The following is an 872-nucleotide window of genomic DNA, read 5'->3' as shown; positions in this document are numbered from 1 at the left end:
CCTTGAATTCCATTGCCGCCCAGCTCTCCGTTGCTCGTGCCATTCGCGTGCCGCGCAAAAAGCAAGAGTAAACGGCAAGTCGCGACAGTTTACAAGCCGCTCACGCGGACTTGTGTGTAATGGAATGCGGTATAGCCGGCCATCACCACGAGATCGGTGAATGCGAAGGTCAGCGCGATAGCGATGTACTGCGGTGTCAGCGGGGCATTAGAGTCGATGAACTGCGGAATGACGGCCAGCATGAAGAGGTAACCCTTCGGGTTCACCGAGTTCAGTGCGATGCCTTTGCCGACGAGCTTGAGGACGCCGATCTTGGGCGTCTCGGAGCGCGCGACATCGATCGGCGCGCCCTTGGCGCGCCACTGGCCGAATCCGAGGTAAAAGAGGTAGGCGACGCCAGCCCACTTGATCACATTGAACGTTACGGGCGAGGCCTGAATTACCGCCCCCAGTCCAACCACTACCGCGAAAAATACCGACCAGAGGCCGAGTACCAGACCGACCACGCCGAAATACCCGCGTTTGAATCCATAGTTCAGCCCGTTGGTCATTGAGAATACGGAACCTGAACCCGGTGATAGCGAGAAGATCCAGGAGGCGAGAAAACAGGTAATCCAGGTATCGATGTTCATGGTGGCGATTTTCAAGAAATAGGCAACGCGATGAATCGGTCGAACGCAATGTCGCCTGCCGGACAGCCAGGATGGCGTCCGCGGGCGTCGCAACGTTCGTGGGAAAGAATTTGCGGCTCTTTTGAAAATGCAGTGGGTAACGCGGCTCACGAGGCATGCGGGTTGAAGCTGGAGAAATCTAGCTTGCCGGCGATGAGGAACAGCACGGTTCGCATTGTTTCGAAGCGCGTGTAGCCGCGC

The 872-nt window shown here is 57.2% G+C and carries 1 protein-coding gene; it reads right to left on the bottom strand.

Features of this window, described 5'->3' with window-relative positions; genetic code table 11:
• Positions 1 to 89: 89 nt before the first annotated feature.
• A complete protein-coding gene (locus tag GWC77_RS28055; RefSeq protein ID WP_173262832.1) occupies positions 90 to 632 on the bottom strand; it encodes a LysE family translocator in 543 nt (180 codons plus the stop codon).
• Positions 633 to 872: the final 240 nt, after the last annotated feature.

This window comes from Paraburkholderia sp. NMBU_R16 (assembly GCF_013282575.1).
In the GTDB taxonomy this organism is placed as follows: domain Bacteria; phylum Pseudomonadota; class Gammaproteobacteria; order Burkholderiales; family Burkholderiaceae; genus Trinickia.
This window is presented reverse-complemented; position numbering and strand designations above follow the sequence as displayed.

Excerpts from the sequence above, each read along its gene's own strand:
- GWC77_RS28055 (WP_173262832.1), bottom strand. The coding sequence starts at position 632 with ATGAACATCGATACCTGGATTACCTGTTTTCTCGCCTCCTGGATCTTC.